The 24,261-nt window shown below is 50.6% G+C and carries 18 protein-coding genes and 2 tRNA genes; 11 read left to right on the forward strand and 9 right to left on the reverse strand.

The window, feature by feature from the left end:
* Positions 1 to 111: 111 nt before the first annotated feature.
* Both F4X88_13210 and bioB read left to right on the forward strand, forming a co-directional pair.
* Positions 112 to 1,011, forward strand: a complete 900-nt coding sequence (locus F4X88_13210; protein MYA57250.1) for a dihydroorotate dehydrogenase electron transfer subunit — start codon at positions 112 to 114, stop codon at positions 1,009 to 1,011.
* Between the two features lie 41 nt (positions 1,012 to 1,052).
* Complete coding sequence (bioB, locus tag F4X88_13215) at positions 1,053 to 2,156, forward strand: biotin synthase BioB (protein MYA57251.1); 1,104 nt, start codon at positions 1,053 to 1,055, stop codon at positions 2,154 to 2,156.
* Here bioB and serS read toward each other — a convergent pair.
* The 4 genes from serS to F4X88_13235 all read right to left on the reverse strand — a co-directional run bounded on the left by serS (position 2,153) and on the right by F4X88_13235 (position 4,674).
* The gene (gene serS / locus F4X88_13220) at positions 2,153 to 3,451 is read right to left on the reverse strand and encodes a serine--tRNA ligase (GenBank protein MYA57252.1); all 1,299 of its coding nucleotides are present in this window, start codon (positions 3,449 to 3,451) and stop codon (positions 2,153 to 2,155) included. The two genes, bioB and serS, sit on opposite strands and share 4 nt — an antisense overlap.
* Before the next feature lie 153 nt (positions 3,452 to 3,604).
* Positions 3,605 to 3,680: transfer RNA gene (locus F4X88_13225), tRNA-Asp, on the reverse strand.
* A gap of 54 nt (positions 3,681 to 3,734) precedes the next feature.
* Positions 3,735 to 3,808, reverse strand: a tRNA-Val gene (locus tag F4X88_13230).
* Positions 3,809 to 3,969: 161 nt separating this feature from the next.
* Positions 3,970 to 4,674 carry a phytanoyl-CoA dioxygenase family protein gene (locus F4X88_13235; GenBank protein ID MYA57253.1) on the reverse strand — a complete coding sequence of 235 codons (705 nt, stop codon included), beginning with the start codon at positions 4,672 to 4,674 and terminating at the stop codon, positions 3,970 to 3,972.
* 178 nt (positions 4,675 to 4,852) lie between these two features.
* Between F4X88_13235 and F4X88_13240 the strand changes: the two genes are divergently transcribed.
* The 5 genes from F4X88_13240 to F4X88_13260 all read left to right on the forward strand — a co-directional run bounded on the left by F4X88_13240 (position 4,853) and on the right by F4X88_13260 (position 13,637).
* Positions 4,853 to 6,364: a tetratricopeptide repeat protein gene (locus F4X88_13240; protein MYA57254.1), complete on the forward strand. Its 1,512-nt coding sequence runs from the start codon at positions 4,853 to 4,855 to the stop codon at positions 6,362 to 6,364.
* A complete protein-coding gene (locus tag F4X88_13245) occupies positions 6,364 to 8,367 on the forward strand; it encodes a family 10 glycosylhydrolase (GenBank protein MYA57255.1) in 2,004 nt (667 codons plus the stop codon). Before F4X88_13240 ends, F4X88_13245 begins: the two co-directional genes overlap by 1 nt.
* Before the next feature lie 335 nt (positions 8,368 to 8,702).
* Positions 8,703 to 10,166: a sulfatase-like hydrolase/transferase gene (locus tag F4X88_13250; protein MYA57256.1), complete on the forward strand. Its 1,464-nt coding sequence runs from the start codon at positions 8,703 to 8,705 to the stop codon at positions 10,164 to 10,166.
* A 143-nt stretch (positions 10,167 to 10,309) separates the two neighbouring features.
* Entirely contained in the window at positions 10,310 to 12,343 is a 2,034-nt protein-coding gene (locus tag F4X88_13255) for a hypothetical protein (GenBank protein MYA57257.1), read from the forward strand.
* A 22-nt stretch (positions 12,344 to 12,365) separates the two neighbouring features.
* Entirely contained in the window at positions 12,366 to 13,637 is a 1,272-nt protein-coding gene (locus tag F4X88_13260) for an L-rhamnonate dehydratase (protein MYA57258.1), read from the forward strand.
* Here F4X88_13260 and F4X88_13265 read toward each other — a convergent pair.
* Together F4X88_13265 and F4X88_13270 are read right to left on the reverse strand one after the other, a co-directional pair.
* Entirely contained in the window at positions 13,632 to 14,456 is an 825-nt protein-coding gene (locus F4X88_13265) for a phytanoyl-CoA dioxygenase family protein (protein ID MYA57259.1), read from the reverse strand. The two genes, F4X88_13260 and F4X88_13265, sit on opposite strands and share 6 nt — an antisense overlap.
* A gap of 20 nt (positions 14,457 to 14,476) precedes the next feature.
* Positions 14,477 to 14,881 (reverse strand): VOC family protein, encoded by a 405-nt coding sequence (locus F4X88_13270; GenBank protein ID MYA57260.1) that lies wholly within the window; start codon positions 14,879 to 14,881, stop codon positions 14,477 to 14,479.
* A 176-nt stretch (positions 14,882 to 15,057) separates the two neighbouring features.
* On the opposite strand from F4X88_13270, the gene F4X88_13275 reads away from it, so the two are divergent.
* From F4X88_13275 to F4X88_13285, 3 genes are read left to right on the forward strand one after another with little or no spacing between them, the layout of a single operon-like run.
* A complete protein-coding gene (locus F4X88_13275) occupies positions 15,058 to 16,515 on the forward strand; it encodes a sulfatase-like hydrolase/transferase (GenBank protein ID MYA57261.1) in 1,458 nt (485 codons plus the stop codon).
* 39 nt (positions 16,516 to 16,554) lie between these two features.
* Positions 16,555 to 17,418 carry a phytanoyl-CoA dioxygenase family protein gene (locus F4X88_13280; protein MYA57262.1) on the forward strand — a complete coding sequence of 288 codons (864 nt, stop codon included), beginning with the start codon at positions 16,555 to 16,557 and terminating at the stop codon, positions 17,416 to 17,418.
* A 23-nt stretch (positions 17,419 to 17,441) separates the two neighbouring features.
* Positions 17,442 to 18,842 carry an amidase gene (locus F4X88_13285; GenBank protein MYA57263.1) on the forward strand — a complete coding sequence of 467 codons (1,401 nt, stop codon included), beginning with the start codon at positions 17,442 to 17,444 and terminating at the stop codon, positions 18,840 to 18,842.
* 65 nt (positions 18,843 to 18,907) lie between these two features.
* Here the strand turns inward: F4X88_13285 and F4X88_13290 are convergent, their stop codons facing one another.
* The 3 genes from F4X88_13290 to F4X88_13300 form a co-directional block, all read right to left on the reverse strand.
* A complete protein-coding gene (locus F4X88_13290) occupies positions 18,908 to 19,936 on the reverse strand; it encodes an SMP-30/gluconolactonase/LRE family protein (protein MYA57264.1) in 1,029 nt (342 codons plus the stop codon).
* A 62-nt stretch (positions 19,937 to 19,998) separates the two neighbouring features.
* Positions 19,999 to 21,015, reverse strand: a complete 1,017-nt coding sequence (locus tag F4X88_13295) for a Gfo/Idh/MocA family oxidoreductase (GenBank protein ID MYA57265.1) — start codon at positions 21,013 to 21,015, stop codon at positions 19,999 to 20,001.
* Between the two features lie 216 nt (positions 21,016 to 21,231).
* Positions 21,232 to 23,157, reverse strand: a complete 1,926-nt coding sequence (locus tag F4X88_13300; GenBank protein MYA57266.1) for a hypothetical protein — start codon at positions 23,155 to 23,157, stop codon at positions 21,232 to 21,234.
* A gap of 342 nt (positions 23,158 to 23,499) precedes the next feature.
* Between F4X88_13300 and F4X88_13305 the strand changes: the two genes are divergently transcribed.
* Positions 23,500 to 24,135: an IS3 family transposase gene (locus tag F4X88_13305; protein ID MYA57267.1), complete on the forward strand. Its 636-nt coding sequence runs from the start codon at positions 23,500 to 23,502 to the stop codon at positions 24,133 to 24,135.
* Positions 24,136 to 24,261: the final 126 nt, after the last annotated feature.

Raw genomic sequence — 24,261 nt, forward strand, 5'->3', positions numbered from 1 at the left:
AAGCGAATTCTTTGTGTAAAAATTATTCCATTTGGCATTATGAACAGAATACCACACTCTCTTTTATAGAGACATCTACCCTGAAAAAGATAGTTAAAAAATTTCATATATATGCTTTTCGCCAATGCACAAACTGGAAATCCTGCTATAATAACCTTGCTATCTCCATCTCGACGTGGTAATATATACGCTATGCCAAGTAACTGTTCACTAAACACATACGATACTCGGACGACTATACTCTCTAACGAAGAGGTAGCGGAAGCGCATTATTTGTTGCGTTGTGAATGTGCTGAGATCGCGCAGCATGCACGTCCAGGGCAGTTCATTCACGTCATGATTTCGCAGGGTCCAGGAATGTTGCTCCGCCGTCCCTTCACGATCTATACGGTGGAAGAGCACGAGATAACAATGCTCTATCAGATTATCGGCGAGGGGACGAAACAATTGTCAGAGATGCCGAGGGGTGCCCCCCTACAGGTTTTAGGACCGCTCGGTAATACGTTTAATCTTACGACAAACCCGGAACCAGCGATACTTGTTGGTGGGGGTGCCGGTATTGCTTCGCTCATGTTACTGGCTGTTGCGTTACGTGAAAAAGATATACAAACGCTTGGATTGGTCGGTGCCCAGCATCGCGCCCGACTTTTGAGTGTGTCAGATTTGGAATCTATCGGCATCGCCGTGCATATCGCTACAGACGATGGGAGCATCGGACATCACGGATATGTAACTGAGATTCTCACGGATTTGCTGCGTGAAACCAAATGGCGCCGTCCGACGATTTATGCGTGTGGACCGCATGGGATGCTCGCTGCTGTTACAAAAATAGCGACAGATTTTCAAGTGCCTACTCAAATTGCTATGGAGAATCGAATGGGGTGTGCGATGGGGGTGTGTCTCGGCTGTGTTTGTCCTGTCCGAATAGACACGGATCGCTTTGAATACCAACGTGTTTGTACCGAAGGTCCCGTCTTTAATGCCACCGACATCGCATGGGACGTTTTTTAGTCGGAGGTAAGGCATCGGATCGAAACCTAATTATTTAAAAAATGGAAACAACATTTTATCAAGAATTAACAACGATTAGCCTCAGCGGCGAGCTCCTTTCCGATGCGACTTGTGAGAAACTTCTAACCGCATCAGAAATAGAATTACTCCCGCTCCTAAATGCAGCCTATCAGGTTCGCAAAACCTACTTTAAGAACGAGGTCCAACTACATATCCTCAACAACGCCCAGAACGGCTACTGCCCAGAGGATTGTCACTATTGCGCGCAGGCGAATTCCGCAACAACAGACATCGAAGCCTATTCCCTAAAACCTGATGCCGAGATTCTTGCAGAAGCTGAACGTGCTTATGAATCCGGCGCGTATCGCTACTGTATTGTAATGAGTGGACGCGGCCCCTCACCCAAACGAGTTTCTCACCTTGCGAAGCTCATCCGCACTGTCAAAGCGCGCTACCCGATCGAAGTATGCCTCTCTGCCGGATTGATTGATGTAGACGCTGCGGGTATCTTGAAAGAAGCGGGATTGGACAGACTGAACCATAATCTGAATACTTCCGAAGCCCATTACCCAAAGATATGTAGCACGCATAGTTATCAGGATAGGATGGATACATTGCAAGCCGCGCAGCGGGTTGGACTCGCCTGTTGTTCAGGTGTGATCGTTGGGATGGGTGAAGAGACGGTGGACTTAATTCGGGTGGCGAAAGAACTCCGGCACCTTGAGGTCGCCTCGCTCCCAGTGAACTTTTTCTTGCCAATATCCGGCACGCAATTATTGGAATCCGTTACGGCACAGCGGAATGTGTCTACTACTTTAACTCCCGATTATTGTCTCCGCGTGTTATGTCTCTACCGATTCCTGAATCCGCGGGCTGAGATACGGGTCGCTGCAGGCAGAGAACACCATTTTCGGAGTATGGAGGTCATGGCACTCTATCCAGCCAATTCGATGTTTATTGACGGCTACCTGAATGCGGAAGGTTCAACGGCATCCCGCACACGCCAGATGATTAGAGATGCCGGGTTTACGATAAAGACAAACGCTGATGATCTGGAACAACTCAAGCGGAGAGAAACCGAAAAAGGGGATGTCCTACTCAAGGCGTTGAAAATCCTTCGTCCGCGCATGGGATCCGATGCTTAACTTATGCATCCTATCTGCTTCAGACCGCCCATGTAGGGTTGCAGCACTGCGGGTATACGCACGGTTCCGTCGGGATTCTGATATGTCTCAAGGAGAGCAATGACAACGCGTGGCAATGCGGTGCCGGATGCGTTCAGCGTGTGAACGAACTCCGGTCTCGCCCCGGCTTCACGGCGGAAGCGAATACTCGCGCGACGTGCCTGAAAATCCTCAAAGTTGCTACAGGAGGAGACCTCTAAGAATCGCTGCCGTGCGGGTGCCCACACCTCAATATCGTAGCATTTCGCCGCGGCAAAAGAGAGTTCCACTGTGCAATGTTGCACGACACGGTAAGGCAAACCGAGTGCCTGTAGAACACTCTCAGCGTTCGCCAATAGCGTTTCGTGTTCAGCATAAGAGGCTTCAGGGGTGGTAAACTTCACCATCTCCACCTTATCAAATTGGTGGATACGTTGTAAACCGCGTGTGTCCTTACCATAAGCACCCGCCTCGCGTCGGAAACAAGGGGTGTAGGCGGTGTAGTAGATAGGCAGTTCATCACCAGCAAGTATTTCACCTGAGAACATATTCGTCACGGGAACCTCGGCAGTCGGAATGAGAAACAGATCGCTATCGGGGTTTTCTTCATCCCTGTCACACCGATACATATCAGACTCAAGTTTAGGGATTTGCCCTGTCCCTGTCATTGTCGGCCGGTTGGCAAGGAATGGCGGTGAGATTTCGGTGTAGCCGTGCTGCGTCGTGTGTAAATCAAGCATAAACTGAATCAACGCACGCTCCAACCGCGCCCCTACCCCTTTAAAAAGCACAAAGTTGCTCCCTGCGACCTTAGCACCGCGTTGAAAGTCAACAATGTCCAACTGTTCAGCGATTTCCCAATGCGGTTTTAATTCAAAATCGAAACTCGGCAATTCACCCCATGTTTTAATTTCGATGTTGTCATCTTCACCCATACCGACGGGTGTGCTCGCCTCCGGCATATTCGGGATTGTCAACAGAATGGCATCAATTTCAGTTTTCGTAGCGTTGGCTTCGGCGGTGAGTTCCTTTATTTCTTGGGAGAGCTTCCGCATCTCAGCGATAGTTTCTGTAGCATCCTGTTTCGCTTTTTTACGCTCGGCAATTTGTTGTGAAACTTGATTCTGGTGCGCTTTGAGAGATTGTGTATGTGTCAAATTCTCGCGCCAACATGCATCTAATTCTACCAACCTATCCAATTCAGCTTCCGTCCGGCGATCTGCTAACATCTGACGGACATCTTCGGTATTTTCACGAATAAACTTAAGATCAATCACGGCAGTGCCGCTCCTCTATTATCGGTGTTGCTTACAAACTTGTATTCAGAAATGAGATAGTAAATTATTGTTATAGGGTAGATTGTCTTTTAACTAACGAAAAAGCCACAACATTGTAAGACACAACGTGTGGCTAATTCAGCGTAATCAAAGCGGGCCCGACGGGACTTGAACCCGCGACCTCCTGCGTGACAGGCAGGCGCGCTAAACCAAACTGCGCCACGAGCCCATATTTTTCAATCTTGCATCGAGAGACTTCTGATTTTTAGGCAGTTACGGTAGGTAGGCGGGACAGGACTTGAACCTGTGGCCTACAGCTTGTAAGGCTGTCGCTCTAGCCACCTGAGCTACCCGCCCAGAATTTCTTCATTATCTCCCAATAGCATTATTAAGTATACCACAGAGTTCACTGTTTGTCAAGAAAAAAATGAAAAAGCATCACTTTTTTCAAAAAATCAGATTTTCAGAGGATCTTTGCGAATGCGTCCTCATTTATTATAAACCCAATTCCGGCAGAATTATTCACGGGGCTTGTCGTTTCCACGATACGGTCGTTCGCCACGCACAAGCACCTTCCTTGGATTATCTTCCAACGCGAGTTCATCAACACCGTGGTAACCCAGGGTCATACTCATCCGCGTGCTATCTGTGCGATTAATCCCTGCTGAGTGAATTATCATGCTATCTATAGCGAGCAACCCTCCGGCTGGCATCGGTAACGGTATCGCTTGACTCGCCGCGATGTGCTGGATTGCATCGTCCTTGAGACTCGCGAACGCAGGCAAATGATGTGAGCCGGGGACAACTCGTGTGCAGCCGTTCTCTAAGTGTGTGTCCTCGAGATAGATCAGAACAGTCGCAATCGTCCGAGACCAATGGCGGACATCGCGATGCAATTCAAGCGAATGCGTTGAACCTGCGTCTCGGAGATAGACGTGATTGTGGCGGTTCAGCACGAATTCTATATTCGGACCCAACAATGATTCCAACGGATTGAGAATTTCGTCGCAAGTAATCGTTTCTTGGAAGATGCCACCCCGTTCCCAAACAGCAGAGATCCGGATAATTCTACCGTCCTGTCGGGCAACAGGTTCCACGCCTTCTTCCATGTCTTTGAGTGCGGCGGCTTTAAGTGCCTCTACACGGTCTTTAGACAGTTGCGTCGGAAATCTAATAAAACCGTTGTGGCGAAATAGTTGGATTTCTTGGGGACTCAGTTCCATCGGTTCTCCTTACCTCGCTCTTTTAAAGTGAATTATATGATGTTAGTTTAACGCGAATTGATAAGGAAGTCAACAGAGAAATAAAGGGACAGAGTTTTCTTAGGAAGCGGGATAATTACGCCTTGATAGCGTAATTTGGTAACGAAAGATGAGAATATTTCGTTTTATTTTATAGGATATGAGACAAAAAACGGAAAAGAACCACATCGTGCCAGAGGAGAAAATAATGAAACTATGGTGTTCTTGCCTGCTGCTCGTTTCTGGAGTGGTATTATCCGGATGCGGAACTATGTCCGGTTATAAAGCGGCTTCCCAACGCCATCGTGCGTATGTGAGTGGCAAAAAACAGGCGACTGCCGCTGACTGGCGCGCGCTTATTTCAGAATTTCAGCAAGTTATTGATACAGACCCGCAAGGGGCCTCCGCTGATGATGCACAATATGCGCTCGCTTCCTGTTGGGTCTGGCGTATCAAAGCCGGTAACACTGAAGCACCGAAGCAGGCGATTGCAGCCTTCCAAAAACTGATTCGCAACTACCCGCATTCGGGGTATGTCCCACACGCACATTACTGGTCGGGACGTTGCTATGCGCATATCGGTGAGGATTACCGAGCCATCACGCAATACCAGATCGTCGAGAGTCGTTATGCGGGTTCCAAAATCGCTGGTGCCTCCCAATTAGAATTGGCACGTGTATATGTCAGACAAGGTTACATCACACGCGCCGAGGTGCTTTATGCGACGCTTATCGAATCTTCAAGAGATCAGGGAATTGTTGTTGCTGCCACCGAAGAACTCCGCCCTCTCAAAACGCAACCCTTCAAAATAAAACAAAAACCGATAGGATCGTCCCGCGAACGGACAATTCAAGCACAAAAGCAATCCGAACCTCAATCGAAACCTCCGTCCCCACTTCTTGATACGAAGAAACCTTCGGTTCCAGACTCACTCACGCGTGAATTTGGATTAACCGCGAAAACGATTGTTATTGACCCCGGCCACGGCGGCAAAGACCCCGGGGCGTTGGGTAGAGGCACCTTACAAGAGAAAGCCATTGTGCTGGGCATCTCGAAAAAACTGCGTGAAGTGCTAACGCGAAGAGGCTACACTGTCCTAATGACACGGGATACCAACCGTTACATTCCGCTCAAGCAGCGCACTGCATTCGCAACACAACACAAAGCGGATCTCTTTCTGAGCATTCATGCCAACGCCAGTGAAAACCGTAAAGCAACAGGTATCGAAACCTACTATCTGAGTGTCACCAGTATGGACAGCGCCTCAGAAGCACTCGCAGCGCGGGAAAATGCAGACTCCGGCTATAGTATCCAAGAATTGGAAGCACTCCTGAAAGGGATCATACAGAAAAGCAAAAGCGAAGATAGTAAGCAATTGGCAAGACACGTCCAACAAGCGTTGGTGCAAGCCACAGGTGCGATTGATCGTGGCGTCAAACACGCACGATTTGTCGTTTTGATCGGGACAAACGTCCCTGCGATTCTCATCGAGGCCGGATTTGTATCGAACCCAACAGAAGGACATAAACTCACAACACCGGCGTATCAACATAAAATCGCCACTGCTATCGCGCAAGGCATCGAGAAGTTCTTAGGGAAGACCGAGAAACCACCTCTTGCCAAGAGTGGGAACCCAACACTTGCCATTACACAGGTTGAGAGGAACAGGTAATGTTTTTGACGCAAATCGCAAATAAAGCGTGCTGTATCCTAATAATCTTGCTCGTCTGTATGCTTTTCTGGTGTATCGGTGAACACAATCTTGCCGTTTCACAGCAAGCACAGATTGCGATTCTCCTACCGACAGCCACTTCTGGGGTATCCGAGGGAGACGTTCAATATGCGCGTTCTGTCGCTAAGCGGTTCAATCGAATGCTCAGCATGATCGGGTTCACTGCCGACACCCTTGAAGACCCATCGCTCTCTAAGGACCAACTCAAATCCCTTAAGTTGATTGTCCTGCCATTGAACCCCGTGGTATCAAAACAGACAACACGTCTCTTGAAAAATTTTGTTGCGGGTGGCGGTAAGCTTTTCGTAACCTATAGCTTGGCGGATAAGGTGGCACCGCTATTGGGTTTACGACAAACGGATTGGCGCAAAGCGGAATCGCCTGGACAGTTCGCTTCAATTCAGTTGCGTGCGCCCGAAATACCTGATATGCCGACATCTATTAGACAGGCATCGTGGAACATTACAGTCGCAACACCGACAACACCTCAAACGAAAGTTATCGGGTATTGGCACAATATGGCAGGAGAATCGACACGTTTGCCTGCCCTTTTTGTGGGCAAATCGGGTGTGTTTTTTAGCCACATTTTCCTCCCAGACGACATCCTAACCAAGACGCGAATGCTTGCAGCACTCTTAGGGCATCTCGTCCCAGAATTTCGGCACTCACTCACCAAGCAGGCTATAGAAACCATGACCACCGTGGGGCATACAGACGGGCTTGAGGCGTTAGCGACGTTTGTCCGAAAAAGCGGTGTGTCAAGCGCAGCAGACGCTTTGGAAACCGGAAAACGTTTGATGGAGAAGGCGCACGCCGAGTATAACAGTAAGGCTTACACTGCGGCGATAACAACAGCACGGGCAAGCCGAGAAGCATTTTCAGAAGCCTATTTCTTGTCGCAGCGTAGCCTTGAAACCGAGGGACGCGCCGTGTGGAATCATTCTGGACTTGGCGCCTATCCTGAAGATTGGGATAGATCCGCCAAAGAATTGGCAGCGGCAGGCGTGAACATGATTCTCCCAAACATGGCATGGGCAGGGGTGGCGCATTATGCCAGTAAGATCTTACCCCACAGCAAAACCTTTACACAATATGGAGATCAGTTATCGCAATGCGTCGCGGCGGCACGCACATACGGCTTAGAAGTGCACGTGTGGAAGATTACGTGGAATTTGGAGGGGACACCGAAAGAATTCATTGAGAAAATGCGGAAAGAGAAGCGAACCCAAGTCTCCAGGACCGGAAAGCCATTGAATTGGCTCTGTCCATCACACCCGAAAAACGTCCAGCTGGAATTAGAGAGCATCTTGGAAATTGCGATGAATTACGATATAGATGGCATCCATCTGGATTATATTCGTTATCCGGGAAGCCACGCCTGTTATTGTGAAGCGTGCCGTAAAAGATTCACGCTTGCGACGCGGCAGCAGATTGACGAATGGCCCAAGGCAGTATTACCTGAAACGGGAGTTTATAGTGATCAGTATATTGAGTGGCGATCGCAGCAAATCACTCGCTTGGTCCGTTTGCTACACAAACGGCTGCGAGCGGCGACCCCTCACATCAAACTTTCTGCAGCCGTCTTTGGTGGTTACCCAGCGTGCGTCACTTCTATCGGGCAGGACTGGATCGCGTGGGCAAAGGCGGGTTACGTCGATTTCGTCTGTCCAATGAATTATACAGAGGATGCGGACTATTTCACAAGGTTATTAGCCAACCAACTCGCCTTGATGCCGAAAGGGGTAGCCATTTATCCCGGTATTGGTGCGACTGCTACTAATTCGCTACTAACGCCAGATGGCGTCGTTGCACAGATTTATCTCGCCCGGAACTTAGGGGCTTCGGGATGGACGATTTTTGACTATTCCCTTGATATTTCTGAGACTGTGTTACCAGCACTCGGAGCGGGTGTCGGAAAATCTAAAGCACAACCGCTGCATTGACAAGCATATTCCCTTCCATTTTTATAGTAGGATCGCTAAACATCTTGGTGCTTGCTTCTCCACACTTAGGGTATGGAAGGACCAGGACCCGGTAGGAGCGGTTTCTAACCGCTCCGGGCATTGAAAAACACTGTTCAAACACCAGATTCTACTTGCACACCATTGATAAATCGTGTAAACTAAATTGAAAGCAAAAATCTTTCGTAATAAGCGGCACATGGATAAAAAGAATCGGTGTGGATTTTCATACGGATGCGCTGCCGCGTGCTTAGTTTTCTAAATACAGATTGTGGAAGGTGCTCCTCTACCGAAAATTAAAGGAGATTTTTTGATTAATGGCGCAAAAACCGAATATTCTATTTTTGATGAGCGATGAACATAGTCCGCACGCTATGGGGTATGAGGGTAATTCTATTGTCCAAACACCGAATCTTGACCGGCTCGCAGCATCCGGCACCTATTTTGAGAGTGCCTACTGCCAAGTCCCGCTCTGCACGCCCTCCCGGATGTGTATGCTCACCGGAAAACACGCGCATCGGTGTTCAGCGTGGAATAATGGGTCTATTTTGTTTCCTGAACATCTCACGATGCCGGCGCATTTTGCACAACACGGTTATGCGACTGCACTCGTTGGAAAGATGCACTTCGGTGGCAAAGAGCAGAACAACGGTTTCCAGTCTCGACCTTACGGCGACTTGCGTGGGTATGCCGGACACCAAACAGATCCGATAAAGACCCCATCTGGGACGCGACAACGTACACGACTCGCTGGCATCACTGAGATTCCGACCAGCATGCTACAAGAACGGGTTATCAATGCGGAAACGCTCGAATACTTAAGGTCCCAGCCATCGGAACAACCGTGGTTCCTACTGGCAAGTTACAGCCGTCCACACTTTCCACTCACAGCCCCCAAACGACTTTTTGATAAGTATTTTCCCGATAATGTGGATATGCCCAATGTGCCGGATGGACACTTGGAACAGACGCACCGTTACGCGAAAGGTTTACGGGACAACTTCAAGACAGACGAAATTCCGCCCGAAGAAGCGCGTAAAGCGCGAGCGGCTTACTACGCCTGTTGCGAATTCCTTGACGAGACCATCGGAGATCTCCTCACACTTTTAGAACGGGACGGTTTACTGGAGAACACCATCATCGTTTATACGACTGATCACGGTGAAATGGCAGGAGAACACGGGCAGTGGTGGAAATCCAGTTACTATGAGGCAGCCGCACGCGTGCCATTAATCGTATCGGACAGACATTTACCGCATCCATACGGAGAACGCGTGACCGCACCTGTCGAGTTAAACGATCTCTTCCCAACGCTATGCGCCAGAGCGGGTATCCCTACCCCCGAAGATTTAGATGGCGCGGACCTGACGAATCTTATGTCGGGGGACACTGAAGGGTGGCGTAACACTGCGATCACTGAATACTGGGCGAACCAGACCACGGGACCGATGCGTATGCTCCGAACGCCTCGCTACAAATATGTTGCCTTCCCTGAAGATGAATCCATTCTCTTTGATTTGGAAACAGACCCGCATGAATTTGAGAATCTCGCAGGTCAAGCAGCGTCCCAGGAATTGGAGGCATCTCTCCATGAACAACTTATGGACGGATTCTCATGGGAGTCTGTTAGGGAACAGATAGATGTAGATAGAGAGCGAAGCCGAGATTTCAAAGAGCCGTGGGGTAAAGGTACCCCGAACCAGTACACACTCCCCGATGGGCGTGTCGTTGATGCGGAAACCTGTCTCTATCGTCCTTCAGTGAGAGAAGAAGGCTCATAGTGCTTTAAGAACAAGGTTTGGAATTAACAATCATCAGAATAGTTTTCGGTTATCGGTTTTCAGTTATCAGTAACAAGAGGATTCCCTTAGACGATACCCTTCTTAACCGACAACTGACAACTGACAACTGACAACTGATAAAGATGTTGCTAAATACGCGTCAAACCCCCGATCTGGACAACGAAAAAATCGGAACGGCACCCCAATCGTTAAAAAACCAAAAAATCCGGTTCCCTGCCATTCTTGTAGGATTGCTTTTGATAGGGGCGATGTGTGCGATCACACCCTACAACAACTATTTCCTACAAAACACGAAGATCGCAGGCAATCATCTCCCTGTTGGTTCAATCTTCGGGGTTCTCATTCTGGTGTTCCTCGTCAATGTGCCGTTGCGTAAGTTGATGCGGAATGGGCGTTTCGCTTTCTCTGCGCTTGAATTAACCGTTGTCTGGATGATGCTGATCGTCGCAGTTGGCATTCCCTCAATGGGGTTATTGCAGTTTCTGCTGCCCTCCCTTGTTGCGCTCCAGTACTTTGCGACGATGGAAAATGATTGGTCAGAAACGCTCCATCCGCACGTCCCAGAATGGCTTGTCGTCACGGAGCCCCACGCGGTAACAGACTTCTATGAAGGGATTGCTCCGGGTGAAAGCGTTCCCTGGATGCTATGGCTCAAGCCGTTGCTTGTCTGGGGTCTTTTCGTGCTGGTCTTCTATTTTACGACGCTCTGTCTTTCCACAATTCTCCGAAAGCAGTGGGTAGAACGCGAAAGGTTTTCGTTCCCCTTAATCCAGATTCCGATACAGCTCGCTGCTGAACCGGCGCGCGGCACGCTCCTCAACACCTTTTTCAAAAACAGGCTCCTTTGGGCAGGGATGATCCTGCCGGTGGTGTTGCACCTTATCAACGGGTTGCACGCCCACTTTCCGAGGGTGCCAGAGATTCCACTGATTTACAATATCTACACCGTCTTCACCGAAAAACCGTGGCATACCCTCGGATGGTGGCCCGCGATGCGGTTCGTCATCTATTTTTCGGTCATTGGGATCGCCTCGTTACTCACGCTTGAGGTTTCGTTTAGCCTCTGGTTCTTCTATCTCTTTTTCAAACTCCAGTATATCATCATGAATGCGATCGGACTCAGCATCGGTCCCTGGATTAGTTGCAGCCGTCAAGTGATGGGCGGTTATCTCGTTTTTGTTCCCGCGGTTTTCTGGATAGGGCGTGAACACATCATGGCAGTTTTTAGGAAGACGTTCGGTCTCGGACACGCACGGACGAGTTACGACACCATAGGCGGTCAACCGGTAGACGATTCAAACGAACCCGTCTCGTATCGTGTGGCACTTCTTGGATTTTTCGTGGGATTTATTGTTCTTGTCGTGTTTCTGGTCGTTGCGGGGGTAACAACGTGGGTCGCGATTGTAACGCTGCTTTCCATCTTTATCACGTCAATCGTTTTGACCTGGATGGTGGTTAACGGGGGATTGTTGCTCGTGCAGGCTCCCTTTTTCCCTTCGGAATACATCGATATTACTTTAGGTTCCAACGCATTGGGACATAAGAGTCTTGCGATCCTGAGTTTCCAACGCACTTTCCTACGCGATTGGGGCGAATTTATGATGCCGAACTTTCTGCATAGTTTCAAGGCGGCAGATGAGGTGAAACTCGCCCGTCGTCGTGTCATGCCGATTTTGTGGGTCTCAATTGTCGTAGCGCTCCTTGTGTCCGTCTACGCTTCATTGACGCTCATTTACGACAAAGGTGCCCTGTTTTTACAGAGTTGGTCTTTCGTGGTCGCGCCGCGGAACTATTTCCAACGGATGAGCAGTCTTATCCAATTCCCGATTGAGACGAAGTGGGACGAGGTTTACAGCATGATTGCTGGCGCTGGGTTTACAGGCTTCATGCTCTGGATGCGGCAAAATTTTGTCTGGTGGTCCCTCCATCCGATCGGTTATCTGTTGGGGGCAACCTATCCACCGTTTCACCTCTGGTCATCGATTTTAATCGGATGGTTCATTAAGTATATGGCACTCAAGTTTGGGGGTGCCTCGACGTATCGAAAGATTCGACCCGTTGCGTTCGGCTTGATTTTCGGCGAGTATGTGATGGTGGGACTCTGGATGATAGTTGGTTTCTTTACAGGAATTGGCTATTTTGCGTTGCCGTCATAACTTGAAAGCAAGGAATTACATTATGCACTCCAATGAAAATAAACTCACAACCACGTGGAAAACACGTGCGAAAACCCGACATACCGTTACTGGGATTCGGACGTGGCACGTTAACTTAAATCCACGCGCAATGCCCGGTTTGGGGTTTGCTAAGGGCGGTGAATGCCATACGCGCATTCATACCCGGGGAAGCCCACACGGGAGACCTCATACCGTTGATTCTGATTTGTGGCAGAAACCCACAACCCAGGCGGCACATGTCGACTGGCGGGGTCCCTTCGCCGCACAAGCCGGGGCGTTAGTCGTTGAAATTACCACCGATAAGGGTTTGAAAGGATACGGTCTTGGGGGTGGCGGGCTTGCTGGCGCGCTCATCATTGAGAAACACCTCCAGAACTTCATCATCGGACGCGATCCGCTTGAGGTTGAGGAGATTTGGGAGCACCTATATCATATCACCTCCATTTATGGGCGACGCGGCTTGGTGATTTACGTCTTGAGCGGCATAGAACTCGCCCTTGTTGACCTGTGCGGAAAGATTGTGGACGCGCCTGTCTATAGTCTTATTACGGATACACCACACCTTAAGATCCCTGCTTATGCGACGGGTGCCGATGTCGGTTATTACGCAGAGAACGGCTTCGCTGCTTGCAAACTGCCGCTCCGTAACGGTCTTGCGGAGGGTGAAGATGGGTTTGCGGAAAACGTCGAATTGATACACGCGGCACGAGATGCCGTCGGAACGGAAACAGAATTGATGGCGGACATCTACCTCCGTTGGGATGTAGATTACACGCTCCGTTTCGCCGAGGCAGCTTCTGATGTGAATCTCAAATGGATCGAAGAACCTATCCCGCTTGACGACTATGCAGGCATGGCACAATTGGTCCGTGAAGTTCAACCGGCTTGGATTGTCTCCGGTGAGCATGAGTTCACACGATACGGGTTTCGCGAACTGCTGCGTTGGGAGGCTGCGGATATGATTCAACCTGATATCAGTTGGGCGGGTGGTTTCACGGAATGTTTACGCATCGCACGTGAAGCCGCTGAACTGGATATTCCGACATGGCTCCATCAAGCGGGGACGCCGTGGGGCTTGCATCTCACTGCCTGTCTGCCCATGCCGTGTATGGCAGAGACCTTCGGTCCTTCTCGCGACGGTGTTGAGAACGAGTTGTATCGCCGCTTGCGCCCCACGCCTCATGATGGATTTTTCACCCTCAACGATGCTCCGGGTTTCAGTGTAGAACTCGATGAAGAGGTCTTAGACGCTTATACAGTTGATCGGTTATAGTTCGGAGTGTTTTTCCTTCATCCGTTTGACAGCATCCAATTTCGTCTGTTGCCAGTCCGTCCAATCTTTTTTTCCTTCATAGCGGACGACATCGTGAATCGTTGCGCGCGGTTGGTAAGTAATGTAGTTTCCTGTGTGCCACGCGAGGTTCCGGTAAACCATGAAATCTCCGGGTCCCAGATGCACTTGAACCGCACCCGGAAACTGCCGACAATGCTCTAAGCAGTATCGCTCGGCTTCCGCGTTGGACTGCCCTTCAGCGGGTTTCCGCAACTTCGGGTCGTTTGTTGATTGCTCTTCGCCGGGTAGATCCCACTGGCGCAGATGGCTGCCGGGGACGAACCAGGTGCAGGCATCGGCATAAATCGCGCAGTTGACCTGATTGAAATGACGCAGATCATACCAGACTTCCGCCAACTTCGCTTTGACAATCTCATCACGTGCTTCGGGGGGGACCTCCACAACGCCGTCTCGGTGCCAACCGATGTGCCACGGATGCTCAAGCGGCTCAACGAGAAGCCCCATGATGTCAACGTGACCGTGTGTATAGTCAGGACCGAGCAATTTCTCGATAGCGTCACGGAGTTCCGGTAACTCTGTGTAGTCGTAAAACGGTTTCAGATCCAGTTCATCGCCGTAATTGGATAGCGGTTGAATCCGTTGCGTTTGCGGTCCGTTGCGTTTATGTGCCAGATCGCGTGCCTTCTCCGCCTCGCGACGTAAATCGCTGAGCAACGCTGGTGGCACAATCCCTCGAAAGATGAGATAGCCTTCCGAGAGGTATTCGTTGACCATAAAATCTTCAAATTGAAATGCCATCTTTTAAATTATGTGCCCTCTTAGACCGTCACGCCACGCCATTCATCCTGCGCGCAGGTAATATCGACGACATTTCCGTCGGGATCCGCAACTTTGAAGGAGCGATCGGGTGGCTTGTCGTCATCAATCTCATCCCCTTTTTTCACATTGTCCATAATCAATTCAAAACCGCCATCTCGGAGGGTATTGTAGATGCTCGCCAAATCCTCAACGATGATACCGAAATGGATGAACTCCGTGCCCTCCGCAAACGGGGGACGTTCCGTCCCGTTGTATTGGAGGATTGTCATGTTCAGGGTGCCGTCCGAGAGGTCTAACCCCCCGCGCCCGCGATACCCGACAAACGCAAAACCGATGGTTTCGTAAAAACGACGCGAGGCTTCCATATCCTTCGTCCGTAATGCGATGTGTCTCAAAAATGCCATTGTCCTGTCTCCTTTTGGGTGAGGTGAACTGGATTCGTCAAAGACGTATTGAAATTAGACTTCATTTTACATAAAAACTATTCAAATGTCAATAGAAGACCGCCGACTACGCTTGACAAAAACTCGCGTGTGCATATAATGAAGGAAATCTGATACAAGTTCACGAGGGATTTTAGATGCGTCCTCAAGGTCCTAATCTGCTCTATATCCATTCCGACCAGCATAACCCGTATGTGACGGGTTGCTACGGCGACCCGTTGGTGCAAACCCCTCATCTCGATCGCCTCGCCGCCGAGGGCGTGGTGTTTGAAAACGTCTATTGTCCATCTCCAATCTGTGTGCCATCCCGGATGTCGATGTTGAGTGGACGCTACCCGCATGAGAACGGAGTCTGGACGAACAGCCACATCCTCGATTCTGGGATTCCGACTTTCGCACACGCTATGGGTGCAACGGGGTATCAACCTGTGCTTATTGGGAGGATGCATGCGTTGGGACCGGATCAGCTGCACGGGTATGCCGAACGTCTCGTCGGGGACCACGGTCCGAACTATCACGGTGGGGGTGGTGTCGATCACGGTGAACTTTCTGGCACTGCAGGACCGGCACGTGTGAGTCTCGAAAAATCAGGGGCAGGACAGAGTGCCTATCAGGTGCACGATGAAGATGTGACGGTTGCGACAGTGGATTACCTCAATCGACTCGGCGTCCAGAAACGGGCAGGACTTTTAGACGGGCCCTTCTCCATTTCCGTCGGGTTTATGCTCCCGCATCAACCTTTTGTTGCCCGTCAGGAGGATTATCGGCTGTATGAAGGGCAGATGACGATGCCCCAAAATCCTGAACCTTTTACGGAGGCGTTACACCCCTACTTTCAGTGGTGGCGTGAAAAGTGTGGGATTGTTGAGGTCTCGGATGCTGAGATATTACGCGCACGCACGGCGTATTGGGCACTGGTAACCCGAATGGATGTGATGATTGGACAGATCTTAACGGCACTCCGAGAAAACGGGTTAGATGAGAACACCCTCATCCTGTATAGTTCAGATCACGGTGAACAGGTCGGCGAACACGGACTCTGGTGGAAACAGACGTTTTATGAACATTCCGTGAAGGTCCCGACAATTTTATCGTGGTGTGGTGCTTTACCGGAAGGCGTGCAGTGCGATCGGGTTGTCAGTTCGCTTGATTTGAACGCCACGATGTTGGATGCCCTCGGGGCACCCTCATTACCGCATTCCCGCGGGCGGAGCATCTTACCGCTCCTCCGTGGTGAGGATACACACTGGGAGGACCTCGCCTTCTCTGAATATTGTACCGATGACGGGTGTTATCATCGGATGGTCAGAGAGGATGAGTGGAAGTTGAATTACTATCACGGACACCCCCCGCAGCTTTTCAATTTAAAGGACGACCCAAACGAATTGCAGGACCGGGTAGACGATCCTGCATGCCAATACATTTTAGAACATTTGACACAAAAAGTATTGGAGGGTTGGGACCCAGTTTCGATTGCCACGCAGATGGCTGCGAAACAAGCCGACACGCAACTTCTCGGTAGGTGGGGACGGAACATACAACCTGCAGACCAATACCGCTGGAATCTGCTACCAGAAATGGATTATTTGGATTGAAAGTGGAAGGCAGGTCAAACACTCAATAGGAGAGACAACATGGCGAACAGTCCAATTCTCAAAGGTGAGCCTTTTAGCGAAGAGAAAACAGCACAGATTGCCGAGCAATTCTTCCGTGATGGCTTTGTTTACATTCCGGGGGTGTTGACTGAGGGAGAGGTCACCGCATTAAGGGAAAAATCTGATGCGTTTTTCGCGGATCCGAAACTTGCCGAGATAACGAATCCTGAACTTGCGGATGTCAGATACATCCAGATGGGTGCGCATGCCGAATCCCAGGAAACGCTACCTTTCATTTTACGGAACACGATCGAACTCGATCCGATTTTCCGGGATATGCTCCTCCGAGAACCGATTCTGAGTTTGGCAGAGGCGATCGTCGGTGAGAACTGCAAGTTTTGTGGGCAGAACGTGCTGCGAAACCTTCCTGGGCTCTCGATTGATCGGTGGCATGTTGACGGCTCGGTGCACTTCCCAGTTACCGAAGAGATGCCGCGCCACGATCCTCGTTTGCGGATGCCTGTGATGTGGTTCACCGTCCAGATGGCATTGAACGATATTGATACGATTGAAGAGGGACCGACGCAATACGTCCGTGGCAGTCATTACTCCGGCAGACATCCCAACGATCAGGACAATCCCGAATTTGAAGGAAATAAACCTGTTTCTATCTTATGTAAGGCGGGCGACATCTATCTACAGGATCCGCAGTGTTGGCATCGGGGTGCCCCGAACCTTTCGGGTAAGACGCGTTATATTTTGCAATCGCAGTATGCGGCATATTGGGCATATTGGCGGTTCAGTCTCTGCAACGGTGTGCCTGTTCCTAAAGACGCACTGGAAAATGCAGACGATCGTTTGATGCGCCTTTTAGGACGCCCGCGTGTGAGTGAGTTGAATTAAGGAGTCTGGAAACGAGGAAAAACATGGCTGAAACACCACTTCATTTCAAAACGATTACCGAGATTTCGGAAGCGATTGCCTCAAAACAGGTATCGCCTGTAGAGATTACGACTGCCCTGTTGCAGCGTATCGACGCACTTGACGGTCGATTGAAGAGTTATGCGACGGTGATGGCGGACTCCGCAATGGCTGCCGCACAGAAGGCGGAGCAGGAGATTGACGCAGGAATGTCCCGCGGTCTGTTGCACGGTGTGCCGATCGCAGTAAAGGATCTCTGCTTTACGAAAGGTGTCCGCACGATGGGGGCGGCGAAAGTCCTCGCCGATCACGTCCCAGCGTTTGATGGCACTGTTATCACAAAGCTTAAAGCAGCGGGTGCCGTGCTGCTTGGAAAACTCAACCTGACGGAAGGCGCGATGGGTGGCTACAACCCTGAATTCGATATTCCGAAAAATCCGTGGAATCCCGACCGGTGGACAGGCTCATCGTCGAGCGGTTCCGGTGTGTCAACGGCGGCGGGGTTGTGTTTCGGTTCACTCGGCAGCGACACAGGCGGTTCCATCCGTTTCCCTTCAGCGGCGTGTGGAATTGTCGGCATAAAACCGACGTGGGGACGAGTCAGTCGTTACGGGGTGCTCGCGCTCGCCGAGTCGATGGACCATGTCGGTCCAATGACGCGGAGTGTCGCGGATGCTGGGATTATGCTTGCGGCAATCGCTGGGTTTGACGAAAACGATCCGACTTCTCTGCCAAATCCGGTCCCTAACATGCTTGCGCGAATTGGGCAGGACCTTCAGGAGGTTCGCATCGGATTTGACGAGAACTATGCCACGAACGATATTGACGCTGAACTTGCCGAAGCCGTCTGTGCTGGTGTGGAAGTCTTAGGGGATCAAGGTGCTGAAATCGTTGAAGTGCAGCTGCCGGATGTGGCTGAATACGTCTCCGCATGGCCCACGCTGTGTTCAACAGAGGCAGTATTAGCACACGCCGCCACCTATCCGTCCCGACGGGAGGATTACGGTCCTTGGTTCCAAGGTTGGCTGGATATGGGCGCGAAGGCGACAGGTGCCGAATACGCAAAGGCGAACAATTTGAGAGCCGCCTGCACAGGACATCTCAGGCGGGTGTTTGAGGGGATCGATGTGCTGGTGTGTCCGTCAATGTCAGCACCCCCACACCGCGTCACGCCAAAGATGTTGTATGGACGGTATGATGCCCGGGATCCGAAATTCCAGCGGTTCACCGTGCCGTTTGATTACAACGGGGCACCGACGCTATCTGTGCCGTGTGGCATGAACAGCGAAGGGCTACCGTTGAGCATTCAGTTTGTTGGAAAACACCTGTCAGAGCCGTTGTTGTGTCAGGTTGGACACGCTTACGAAAGTGCTACGCCGTGGCACAATCTCCATCCCGATGTTTAAGTAGGGGCTGGGAATGTAATACAAGGAATGGATTCAGTCTACCCCCAGACTGAATCCCCCAGTCCCTACTTCTGCGGCAGGTGATACCCCTCTTTCGTCGTTTGGATGCTGTAGAGACAATTTTCTGCCGTGATATAGAGCGTCTTGCTCGTTTTGCCGCGTCCGAAGGCGACGTTGGTAGGCTTATCGGGGGTCTTGACATACGCCAGTTCCTCTCCTTCAGGCGTGTAGACGCGGACACCCGGACGGGTTTCATCGCGCACCGCTACGAAGAGATTTCCTTCGGCATCGACCACCATACCGTCTGGACCGTCTTGTGGGGCGTAGTCAACCAGCACTTTTCGGAAAGTCGCTGTGCCTTCCGGTGAGAGGTCGTAGGCGAGGAGCGCCATACGTCCATTCAGGAGCGGCACATCCTCAGGAAAACTATCCATCGCACCGTTGTCATGACTGATGACATAAAGCGTCTGTTGATCAGGAGAGACCGCTATGCCGTTGGGTTTGCCAGCATCCGTGACGACGAGATGCACAGAGCCGTCTGGATCGATCCGATAGACACCAAAGATGGGCTGTTCAACGGGTTCATGCCCGGCATACCGTGGATCCGTAAAATAGATGCGTCCCTGCTCATCAATCGACAGATCGTTGGGTGAATTAAAGGGTTTTCCGTTATAGAGACCGGCAATAATTTCGCACTTACCTGTCGTCAGGTCTGTCCGAGTAATCCTACGTCCCCCGAAATCCGCGCCCTCTGCGACAACCAAGCGACCGTGCGCGTCAAATTTCGTCCCGTTCGACATCCCACTCGGAGAACGGAAAACGGTTGTTTCCCCAGTCTCTGGATTGTGTTTCCAGATGTTCCCAGCCTGCATATCCGTCTGATCGGTGAAGGTAATGTCGCTGAAATAGACTGTCCCGTCCGGCGCGACGGAGACCCCTTCCGTAAAATGTGCCTCGTTGAAGAGTTCTTTAAGCTCGGCATCCGGGGCAAAGATGGTATTGTGGCTGGCAGTGTTTCCAATCAAGGCAGGTGCTAACGCGAAACCTGCGGCAACGGCACATGCGAGCGTTTGTGACATATTTAGATTCGGCATATTCTACTCCTTCCAATTCCATGTTTTCGATGGCAAGATTCTACCACACATTCTAAACGTCGTCAACCCATCGGATGCGGACCATGGGTTATCAGACCCTGTCGAGCGTGTGCGTAAACAGCATCTTGGATTTCAAGGATACGCACTGCATCGACGACCGTCGGTTCAAAGGTGCCACCGTCGCGGATTGCATCAAATGCCGCACCCATCACACCTTGAATCCTCGCGCCGTGAGAGATGTCCTCACTAAACTGGACCCCTTCGGTTGTGTGCACTTCAATCAAAGGTTCACCGTTACGACCATACTGTTCAAAGACGGATGCCTTCGTTCCAATGAATCGGAAGAAATGATCGCCACCGCGTGTCCCTGAGGGATAGTTATACCCCGATTCAATTATGCCCGTGATACCGTCTTCTGTTCGTAGGACACCGAGACCACTGTCCTCTATAACGCGGCTGTGCATGGAATTGGACATGACCCCACCGACAACTGTAATTTCCCGATCGCCAACAAACTGAAGGAATGTGTCAATGCCGTGTGCGGCTTCGACTGCCCAACACCCACCGCCCGATATACTCGGCGTGCTATGCCAAGCCGAAGGGGTCGGATCGTAACGGGATGGGGATCGGTTGTTCAGTCTGCTGCTATAGAGGACGAGGTCCCCCAGACTCCCATCAGCGATCATCTCTTTGACGACTCCCACGATTCGACTTGCACGATTCGGTAGCACGAGCGCGCTGAAGATGCCGTGTTTTTCGGAGGCTTCAGCGGCTGGACGTAACCGATCGGCACAATCCGCGAAGGGTTTATCCAAGAGGTAGGGGATACGCCGGTCCACGCACGCCTGTACATGGTCGGGCATCTCAATGTGTTTTCCGGCGACGAGCGCTGCGTCCGGCTTGCTCGCTTCAAGACAGGCTGCTGCCGTCTCATATCCGGGACATTCAAAATCGTCTGACAACTGCTGTCGCGGTTCTGCTTCGGCATCCATGACACCTACGATCTCGTGTCCGAGTCCATGCGCTGTGCGTCCCATACTGCGTCCGTGGTGACTATAGGAAAGAACAACAAGATTCATATTTTATCTCCTTTTTTAATAGCGGTCAGTTATCAGATTCAGAGACTTCAGAGAGTTCGCAAGTTCATAAAGTTAGAAAGTTTGCAAATTACAACAACTTAATATGCCCCTTCCCAACTTTAGATACACTTCGTGACTTCCCAACTTTGAAACTGCTATTCTCACTGGGAATCATGACAACTATTCCGCTGACGGGTGATCGCTGATCGCTGACGGCTATCTATAAAAAGAATACATCGGCATCCCCGTGATGAGGCGAATCAGCACCCATATACCCCCTATCATAAATTCCCCGAGAATCAGTCCTAAAAAGAGCGGATACGCTTTGCGATAGAGGCGAATCCCGCCCACCTTCAGCAATATTGTTTTGATACCCCAACTGATCAGTATCGAAAACCACAACCGACCGATCGTTGATTTCTCACCAGCGACCATATACCCCGCAGGATGAAAGGGCCAGAACGGAAATATTGTGCGTAGCCACCAGAAGAAGCCGGTAAAAAGCGCGCCGATGCCGATAAAAATCACGGCAGGAATATCGGTGTCGACCGGGTGATATATCCAACTTTGCAAAAGGTTGTAACCACCCGTGCCGAGGTCACTTACAACACCGATATTGTATCCGACAACAAGATACGCCCAAAAGGATGCCAGAATCCCGATGACCGCGGCGAACATCATCGCCACAATGAGCCTACCCGAGCGCATGCCTGTTTCCTCTGCGAGTTTGAAGCCTTCCAGTGTATGTGGCATCGGATGGGCGCGCGACCCACGATTGAAGGTGAGATAGAGACGCATCATCGTCAAGCTACCGTGCGAAATCAATCGAGTGCCGAAAATATCTGTGAGGATATCATGAGGCGTTGCATACGTCCGTATTGTCGGGGGTCCGACTTCAGCGCGGATCCGCGTCAGACTCATCGCTAACAGGTAATAGATTAAAAAGTAAAGCCCGATTGTCCAAAATTCCATGCCACCTTGTCGTGAGAAAGCGAATAGGAAAAACAAGCCGCACACTAACCCGATCGCCGCCCAGCGATAGCGCATCGGTTCTCTACTGTCGTCAAGGTCGCCGGGTGCCTTACGCCATCGAAAGATATACTTGAGAATCCTAAGAAAGTAGCGGCGTCCGCCCCACAGCGCGAGACACGCAAGCACCAGATAGCCCCCCATCACCTGTTGCCAGTCATACGGAAACCCCGGCATAACGTCAAGCCCGATCGCGCTGCCCAGTATCCGTTGTGCTTTCCAGAACCAGTAGAAAAACCAAATTGAAAATGACATTTCCAATGGCATCAGATACGCGAGTCCGACGGCGAACGAGCGAATATAAACCGGTGTCCACCCCATTGAACTCCACGGTTTCTGTGTGAAGTATTGACCCAGTTCAGCATGCCGCACGGGGACTTCGGGAATCTCTGGGAACAGCACATGGAGCCCGTTGATGAGGTTGATACCCCCTGCAATCGAAAACCCAAGCCACATCATAGGGGATCGGAAAAGCCGTCCGTCGAGCCTTGTCATTTCCAGCGGTAATTGCACAATCGGGTACGTCAATCGTTCATGCTCGATCCACTGCCTTCGAAGAAAAACGTCCAAGCAGATCATCACCCAGATGAGGACGGTCAGGAAGAGTGTCCACCAGAAAATCGGACGTAGCCACCCCCGCAGATGCCCCATCCTGTAGATAGTGCTCTCTCCGTCATAGAACGCCGGCAGGCTTGCCATATCGTTAGAGGTCAGCCATGCAGGGAGATACCGCCAAAACAACTGTTTCCATTCGTTTTCAGGGGTTGCAAACCAGAAAGCATCGGTTATCGTCGGGATAACGGTTTGCATCATATCGTGCCCTGCGATTGCCGAAGAGAGCGACAGCATCACGAAAACCGTCAGAAGTTCACCCTGTCTCAGCGCAAACCGTGGCAGAAACCGATTTAGCAGCAGGTTAAACGGGATGAGCACCATCAACGTGATAATCACGTTATAGATGAGGGACATCGTCGTCGGGAGAGTGCTCCAGAATTTGAGGTGGTTTGCCATGATGAAGTAGGTATTCACCGGAATCAGTAGCAAACCGAGTATGATGGCACGAACCGTTACGCCGGGATGGAAATTTTGATTTTTTTGTGTTGCGTTTGCCATAAACGGTTAGGACTTTGTGGTTTATAGTGGCGGTATATTTTATTCAGCATTGAACTGGTGATGAATTGCTATAATGGGCTTGGTTTCCTCAAAATTATGGTTTTAAGGTTAGGGCGATTTATACCAAATCTGAAAGATAAATTCGCATTTTAGAGATTTTGAAACGTTATGAGGTTTCCGATGGCTTGGACGGGCGAGGGGACCTCGCCCCTACGAACCGGTTAGAGCACCTTCTATTATCAACCCAAAAGCGACCCCTCTGAAGACGTCCTACGCGCTGAAATACTGCGATTCGCAGCGGCGTATCCAACATATGGGTATAGACGTATCACGAAGCTGCTGGTGGAAACCGAAGGACACACCGTTGGGTATAAGCGTGTGGCTCGGTTGATGAAAGAGATGAATCTCTGGGTCTCGGTCAAGCGGGCGTGTCAAACCACCAGATCGCTTCAAGGCGATAAACCGTGGCGCAACCTGCTTCAGACCCTTGAGGTCTCTCATCCGGATCAGGTCTGGGTCGGTGATATCACCTACGTCCGTCTCAACAGACGCTTCATCTATGTCGCTGTGCTCATGGATGTCTTTACGCGTATGATTCGAGGCTGGAACCTCAGTCAACACTTGAGTCAAGCTCTGACCTTGAAACCCTTAGAGCAAGCTTTAGACGACAGGGTTGCGAAGATCCACCCTTCTGATCAAGGCGTGCAGTATCTTTCAAATGCATATCTCTCGGTGCTCGAAGCACACGCTATTGAGATTTCAATCGATCGCAGGGGATGTCCTTGGGAGAACGGATACGCCGAAAGACTCATCCGCACACTCAAGGAAGAAGAAGTCCACCTCAACGATTACCAAGATATTACCGAGGCTCGACAACGCATCGGGCATTTTCTCACACAGGTATATAACCACAAACGTCTCCATTCGGCGTTAGGGTATCTGACTCCTGCCGAATTTCAGAGACAAACCTTCTCTTAACTTTGCGAAATTGTGGTCTAAATTAAAGGTAGCACTTCACACGCCTCTTGAAATTGGTAGGAAGGACCTCCGATTCCCGAGGCATGCACAAGCACAGCCTAACAGGCTATGCTACAAGACAGACCG

It is taken from the genome of Candidatus Poribacteria bacterium, assembly GCA_009839745.1.
Classification (GTDB): Bacteria; Poribacteria; WGA-4E; order WGA-4E; family WGA-3G; genus WGA-3G.